Origin of the sequence: Nonomuraea sp. NPDC000554, assembly GCF_040300065.1 — a bacterium.
Classification (GTDB): Bacteria; Actinomycetota; Actinomycetes; order Streptosporangiales; family Streptosporangiaceae; genus Nonomuraea.
This window is the reverse complement of record NZ_JBEPDC010000060.1, coordinates 1-7,117: the sequence shown is the minus strand read 5'-3', so window position 1 is coordinate 7,117 and position 7,117 is coordinate 1. Positions and strand designations below refer to the sequence as shown.

Genomic DNA, 7,117 nt, shown 5'->3' with positions numbered 1-7,117 from the left:
ATTACTCGCCCCATCCTGATTAACCGCCGACCCACGAATAACCCCCAACACCCGACGGCCACCAGCCAGCGCATCCGACAACCGCTCCAGCAACAACACACCAACACCCTCGGAGAAGCCCGTACCGTCGGCATCGTCGGAGAACGCCTTGCAGCGGCCGTCGGCGGCGATGACGCGCTGGCGGCTGAAGGCGGTGTACGTTCCCGGCGCGGACATCACGGTTACACCGCCCGCGAGTACCAGCGGGCTCTCTCCGGTGCGCAGCGACTGACAGGCCAGGTGAATGGCCACGAGCGACGCCGAACAGGCCGTGTCCACCGTCACCGCAGGACCCTCCAACCCCAGCGTGTACGCCACCCGACCGGCGACGACGCTCGGCGCGGCGCCGGTGACGAGGTAGCCTTCGACGTCTGCGGGCGCCTGGTGGAGTCGGGGGCCGTAGTCCTGTGGTTCGGCTCCGATGAAGACGCCGGTCCGGCTCTCGGCAAGTGTCTGGGGGTTGATGCCGGCGCGCTCGATGGCCTCCCAGCAGGTCTCCAGGATCAGCCGCTGCTGCGGGTCCATCGCCACAGCCTCACGCGGACTGATCCCGAAGAACGCCGCGTCGAACTCTGCCGCGTCGTGCAGGAAGTGGCCGACCCGCGCGTACGTGGTGTTGCCGGCATCGGGGTCGTCGTCGAAGAGCCGGTCGAGGTCCCATCCCCGGTCGTGCGGGAAGCCCGTCACAGTCTCCCGGCCCTCGCAGATCAGCTCCCAGAGCTCCTCGGGTGTGGACACGTCGCCGGGGTAACGACAGGCCATGCCCACGATCGCGATGGGCTCGTCGGAGCCGACGGTGGCCATGATCTCAGCGGCTTTCCGCTCCCCGAGCTCGAGCGCCTCGGTGAGCAGGTAGTCGGCGAGAGCGGCCGGCGTCGGGTAGTCGAAGGCGATGCCGATCGGCAGTTCCGCGTCGAGTGCAGCGGCGAGCCGGTCGTGCAGTTCGACCGCCGCGAGAGAGTCGAGCCCCATGTCCTTGAAGCTCTGCTCGGGGGACACCTGCTCCAGCATTCCGGGCAGCACAGCGCTCATCACGTCGAGCGTGGTCCGGCTCACCAGTTCGACCAGGGACGCCCGTCGTTCGGCCATGGAGAGCTCCGCCAGCCGAAGTGTGAAGGATGCCGCTTGTCCGGCCCCCGCCGTCGGGGCGCCGCTGGCTTCGAATTCGCTGTTTCCGGACTGGCTCATCTTCTGACTCTCCATATGAACCGCAGTGGACCTGTCCGCAGCGCTCTGTCCGGGACAGTCGACAATGGGGAACGGGAAGGTCGTGCAGGGGATCTGGCAGGCCGATGGCCCTAGGCGTACATGCGGACGAAAAGGACCCGCGACGCGGAGACGACCCGGTCGCCGCGCATGATGATCTCTCTGGGGGCCGGGCGGCCCAGGAACATGAGCAGGCTGGCCGTCATGCCGTAGGCACCGGCGTTCGGGATGGTCAGCACGTCTCCCGGGCGCAGATCGGGGACGGAGACGTTCCGGCCGAGGATGTCGCCAGGAGTGCAAAGGGGGCCGACGAGGCTGGCGCCGGCCCACTCCGCCGTCTCGGGGGACCCGGCGGAGCCGTTCGACCTCTCCCATCCGTCCAGCCCGACGGAGATCGGCAGCAGACGCCCGAGTCCGGACATGCCTCCCAGCGTGTTGATCCCGGCGTCCAGGATGATGAACCTGCCGCCACGGCTCTCCTTGACGTTGGTGACGGTGCACACGAGCCGGCCGCAGTCGCCGACGAGGTACCGCCCCGATTCGCAGGCGACCTGCGGGCTCCCCTTCCGCCAGCCGGGGAAGTGCGAGTCGAGGATCTCTTCCAACGCTGTACGGAGTCCGCCGTAGACGGGGCGTTCGCCGGGGGACAGGTAGGGGGAGGCGAAGCCGCCGCCGATGTCCAGCAGCTCAGGCTCCAGGCCCGTCGTGTCACGGACCTCGGCCGCCGCGGTGATCGTGTGCTTGAACTCGCCGATGAGGGATTCCTCATCCTTGGCGTTGCTCAACGAGAACAGGTGCATCCCCGACAGGCGGGTGCCGCGGATCGATCGGAGCTCGGGCATGAGTTCAGGGAGCGTCTCACTGTCGAAGCCGAACTGGGAGGGCGCGCCGGCCATGCGGATGCTGGTGGTGGCCCCCGCGCCGACGCTGTTCACACGCAGGAGGCAGTCGGCGATCGTGTCCTGTGCCCAGGCAGTCTCCCCGACACGACGCAGATCGTTGACCGATTCGACGGAGAACCGGCGGACACCGGCCTCGAGGGCGGCCTCCACCTCCTCGGTGGTCTTGCCGGGCCCGGTGTAGAGGATGTCGAGCGGATCGAAGCCCGCCGCCACAGCCGCCGCGAGTTCGCCCGTGGAACTGATCTCGGCTTTGCACCCGGAACCGTCACCCGTCCGCAGCGCCTCGGCGATCTCCGGGTGAGGGTTGGCCTTGAACGAGAAGTAGACGGCCGTTCCCTCGGGCAAGGAGGCGCGGAGGTCGTCACGCGCCGCCACGGCACGTTCCAGGTCGTAGACGTACAGCGGCGATCCGTAACGATCGACGAGTTCGGCGTCGCTCTTTACGATATCGGTGTCGTAGGTCACGACTTCTCTCCTTCGAGCACCGTCTCAATGGCCGCGCTGGACAATATGGACCCCTTGCTGGGATTGGGCTTCCGCCGCCGCGCAAAAGCTCGGCACGGCGATGCTCGGAGGCCGAATTCGCAAACGCGCCACCCGTTCGGCGCGGGCGTCGCGTGGAATTCCATCCGGATTCAACGCAATTCCATGAGGAATTCGATCATCGCCTTCCGGAAGAGCTCCGGCTCCTCCAGGTGCGGCGAGTGACTGGAATTCTCGAAGACCTTTAAGCGGACCTGCGGGACGAGTTCGAGAAAGGGTCGGAACGACTCCTGGGTCACCTCGTCGTGCCGGCCTGAGATCACCAGCGTGGACGCGGTGATCTCAGGCAGGAGGTCCGTGACGCTCCAGTCCTTGAGCGTGCCGATCACGTGGAACTCGCACGGCCCGTTCATGGCGTGGTAGACGGTCGGATTGCTGAGCGTGTCCATGAACGTGGCCATGAACTCGCGGGGCCACGGCCGCATCCGGATCACGTGCCGGTTGTAGAAGACCATCATCGCGTCGAAGTATTCGCGGGTGTCCGTCGTCCCGGCCGCCTCGTGGGCGAGCAGGGTGTCGTTCACCCCGCTCGGCAGAAGGTCGCGAAGAATCTTCAGTTCCTTCCGCCATTCCGGGTACGAGGCTGGCGAGTTCGCGATGACCAGCCCGCGCAGCCCAGGCGGCCGGCGGGACGCGTGCTTGGCGGCCAGCAGGCCGCCCCAAGAGTGCCCGAAGAGCACGTAGTCGTCCGCGATGCCCAGGCCGTTCAGCAGGTTGACCAGCTCGTCGTCGAACAGCTCCGGTGTCCAGAACCCCGGATCCGCGTCGTCGAGGTGGCTGGATCCGCCGTTGCCGAGCTGGTCGTAATGGACGACCGGCCACCCGGCATCGGCGAGGTCCGCCAAGGGGAGCAGATAGTCATGGGTGCCGCCAGGACCGCCGTGCAGGGCCACGACCGCCGGTTTCCCCTTTCCCGGGGTGCCGGTCACGCGGTACCAGGTCACGTGATCGCCGAACGGCAGGGTTCCCCTGGCGCTGGGGGCTCGGGCCAAGTCAACCACCTCATCACGATCGGCGCGGAGGCGGCGCCCCACGCCCTGGGCCATTCACCGCGACACCGCCCGACGCATTGTTCATCGATACAGGTGAGCGGCCATGACGACGCTAGGTGAAGGCCGATCGAGGGCGGACCCCCTATGAGACCCGTGTCCCTCCCCTATAGCGCGGGTCTCCGTCCGCCGGAACCGCCGCGTCGCCCCGATATCCGTATACCGTGCCGTTGTCGACGTTCTTCATGAACGGCGACAGGCCGGTCGCTGCAACTTCGCCGTTCAGAATCGCGTTTCCGCGCCCGAGTGAATGCAATTAGAGCCGAGGTCAACCTGATGAAGCAACTGCTGTTGCGCCTCTCCGCACTCGACGCCCACGCGGGCGACGAACTCAGGGGCATCAGCTTCTTCGACGCGCTCTTGCAGAATCGCCTGCGCCGCCGTCCTGGGCAGCATGGAGCCCGCCCCGGCGCTCGTCGAACTCGTCTTCAGCCCGGCCGCCGATGAGACCAGGCGCTTCCGGGCACTGAAACTGCTCAAGCTGTCCCCGGACCGGTCCGTGCAGGTGGTCGCGGTCGGCGGCACCGAGGCCGCTTCCGCGCTTGGGGGTAAGGCGGCGGTTTCGCCCTCCTCGCAGAGCACTTATCGTCCGAGGCCATCAGCGGATCCGCGGACGTCGTCGCATTGGACCGGCTGGCGGAACGCCACGTTGGACGCTTTCGCGGCCAGCGAATCCCTCCGCCAGACCGCTTCCCGGCTCTTCATCCACCGCAGCTCCGCCACCGCGCGGCTGGCCAGAGCCGAGAGCGAACTCGGCTTCTCGGTGCACTCGGCTGAGGGCCGCGCCCGCCTCACTCTCGCCCTGGCCCTGCACCGGCTCAGCACGCCGATCACCGAGGTGGACAGCGCGTACAGGCCACCCGAGCACCCCGACGCAAGGGATGATCGCAGGGGGAGCTGAGGGGTGAGCTAGGGGTCGGTGCCTCTCACGTGGGGTGATTACTGTCTCGTCAGAGTCGATGGGGCTCTGACGGACCTGCTCACGACTGCGAGAACGTCACGCCGCCGACGGCGGTCGCCCCTGTGAGAGCGAGGGCGCAAGCCGCACCATCGGCCGATCGACATCCTGACCGACCTTCGTACATGCCGGAGGATGACTGAATTGCGGGTCGTTGTCACCCAACTCGCTGCCACCGCTCACCTCAACCTCATGGTGCCGCTCGGCTGGGCGCTCAAGGCCGCAGGCCACGAAGTCGTGATCGCGGGTCAGCCCGACATCATGCCGGCGGTGAAGCAGACGGGGCTTACCGGTGTCGCCGTCGGAGAAGAGGCCAGATACGCCGAACGTCTCGCGGAGCTGGCACCCGAGGAGACCATCTACGGGTCCGGATACGACATCACCGAGACACGGCCGGAAGCCCTCACCTACGAGTACGTGCGCGACTGCCTCGCGGCCTTCGCCTCCCCGCTGGCGCTGGACGTGAACACCGACGCGTCGGCGTTCGACGGCCTGGTGTCCTTCTGCCGATCGTGGCGCCCGGACCTGGTCATCTGGGACAGCATGACGTTCACGGGACCGGTGGCGGCCGCCGCCTGCGGCGCCGCGCACGCGCGGACGACCATCGGCCGCGACCACTGGGGCCGGTTACGAGAGCTCTTCCTGCGCATGCGCGCCGAGCGGCCGGAGGCGGCCGACGAGGACCCGGTACGCGACTGGTTGACCGCCAAGCTGGAGAAGTACGGCTGCGGCTACGACGACGACCTCGTCCTCGGTCAGACGACGATCGACTCCATACCCTCGTGGCTGCGCATACCGGCCCGGTACGACTACCTCCCCGTACGCTACGTGCCGTACAACGGGCCGGGCACCATCCCGGCTTGGCTGCTGCCGGAACCCGAGCGGCCGCGTGTCTGCGTCACCCTCGGCCTGTCCTACCAGGAGGTATGGGAGCGTCGCGCGGAGCTGGGGTTCACCGACCTGCTCGATGCGGTGGACGGCCTGGACGTCGAAGTCGTCGCCCTGCTGGCCCCTTCCTCCGTCCCCGCCGGGATCACGCTTCCCGACAACGTCCGGATCCCCGGGTTCGTGCCGCTGGACCCCGTACTGAAGACCTGCTCGGCGATCGTCCACCACGCGGGGACGGGGAGCACCTTGACGGCGCTGCACAACGGAGTCCCGCAGATCATCGTCCCGCACACACTGCACGACGAGGCGCAGGTCGCGGAGGCCGTCGACGCCTACGGCCTGGGCGTGCACCTTCCCCCAGACCGGGCCTCCGCCCATACTCTCCGCACCGAACTGCAGCGGATCCTGACCGACACCACCTTCGCCGAACGCGCGGAAAGAGCCCGGCAGGAGATGCAGGAGGCCCCGACTCCGCACGATCTCGTCCAGGACCTCGAAGCACTCGTGCTCCGCCACCGGAGGTCGGTCGGCTCGACCGCGGCGTCCTGAAGCCCGCGCCGGTCCCACCTCGCCGCGTCCCACCTCACTACTTCAAGGCTGGTTGAGATTCCATGGCCACTGATGACAAGTTCCGGGACTACCTCAAGCGCGCCACCGCCGACCTCCAGCGGACCCGCCGACGTCTGCACGAGGTCGAGGCGAAGGGGCGCGAGCCGATCGCGATCGTGTCGATGGGCTGCCGCTACCCCGGCGGGGTGAACTCGCCGGAGGACCTGTGGAACATGCTGGTGGAGGCACGTTCGGGGATCTCCTCCTTCCCCGATGACCGGGGCTGGGACCTTGAGGCGCTCTACGATCCCGACCACAACATCAGCGGGACGACCTACGCGCGTGACGGCGGTTTCCTCGAAGGAGCGGCCGACTTCGACGCGGGATTCTTCGGGATCAGTCCGCGTGAGGCTGTGGCGATGGACCCGCAGCAGCGGCTGGTGCTCGAGGTCGCGTGGGAGGTCATGGAACGCGCCGGCATCGACCCCGGCACGCTGCGCGGTACCCTCACCGGGGTCTTCGTCGGCGGTACGCAGACCGGCTACGTCTCGGGGCTCGGACCGTTCCCCGAAGGTGTCGAGGGATACGTGCAGACCGGCAACACCAGCTCCGTCATCTCCGGTCGGGTGGCGTACACGCTGGGGTTGGAGGGTCCTGCGGTGACGGTGGACACGGCCTGTTCCTCTTCGCTTGTGGCCATTCATCTGGCCTGTCAGTCGCTGCGTAACGGTGAGAGCACGCTCGCGCTCGCCGGCGGTGTGACCGTGATGCCGACGCCCGAGCTGATGGTGGACTTCAGCCGGCAACAGGGATTGGCACGCGACGGCAAGTGCAAGGCGTTCTCCGACGATGCCGACGGCACCGTGTTCTCCGAGGGCGTGGGCCTGCTGTTGCTGGAGCGGTTGTCGGATGCGCTGGCTGGTGGCCGTCGGGTGTTGGGGGTTATTCGTGGGTCGGCGGTTAATCAGGATGGGGCGAGTAAT

General features: G+C 67.7%; 7 protein-coding genes. 3 read left to right on the top strand and 4 right to left on the bottom strand.

Annotated features, from left to right (window positions below; translation table 11 throughout):
- From ABT294_RS50515 to ABT294_RS50500, 4 genes are all read right to left on the bottom strand, one after another.
- The coding region (locus tag ABT294_RS50515) for an acyl carrier protein (protein ID WP_350813712.1) at positions 1-1,227 on the bottom strand (1,227 nt) is incomplete at its 3' end.
- A 110-nt stretch (positions 1,228-1,337) separates the two neighbouring features.
- Positions 1,338-2,612 (bottom strand): type III PLP-dependent enzyme domain-containing protein, encoded by a 1,275-nt coding sequence (locus tag ABT294_RS50510; protein WP_350813711.1) that lies wholly within the window; start codon positions 2,610-2,612, stop codon positions 1,338-1,340.
- A 170-nt stretch (positions 2,613-2,782) separates the two neighbouring features.
- Positions 2,783-3,682 (bottom strand): proline iminopeptidase-family hydrolase, encoded by a 900-nt coding sequence (locus ABT294_RS50505; RefSeq protein WP_350813710.1) that lies wholly within the window; start codon positions 3,680-3,682, stop codon positions 2,783-2,785.
- A 279-nt stretch (positions 3,683-3,961) separates the two neighbouring features.
- A complete protein-coding gene (locus tag ABT294_RS50500) occupies positions 3,962-4,135 on the bottom strand; it encodes a hypothetical protein (RefSeq protein WP_350813709.1) in 174 nt (57 codons plus the stop codon).
- Between ABT294_RS50500 and ABT294_RS50495 the strand changes: the two genes are divergently transcribed.
- The 3 genes from ABT294_RS50495 to ABT294_RS50485 all read left to right on the top strand — a co-directional run.
- Positions 4,134-4,640: a helix-turn-helix domain-containing protein gene (locus tag ABT294_RS50495; protein ID WP_350813708.1), complete on the top strand. Its 507-nt coding sequence runs from the start codon at positions 4,134-4,136 to the stop codon at positions 4,638-4,640. The two genes, ABT294_RS50500 and ABT294_RS50495, sit on opposite strands and share 2 nt — an antisense overlap.
- 192 nt (positions 4,641-4,832) lie before the next feature.
- The gene (locus ABT294_RS50490; protein WP_350813707.1) at positions 4,833-6,134 is read left to right on the top strand and encodes an activator-dependent family glycosyltransferase; all 1,302 of its coding nucleotides are present in this window, start codon (positions 4,833-4,835) and stop codon (positions 6,132-6,134) included.
- Positions 6,135-6,196: 62 nt separating this feature from the next.
- The coding region (locus ABT294_RS50485; protein WP_350813706.1) for a beta-ketoacyl synthase N-terminal-like domain-containing protein at positions 6,197-7,117 on the top strand (921 nt) is incomplete at its 3' end.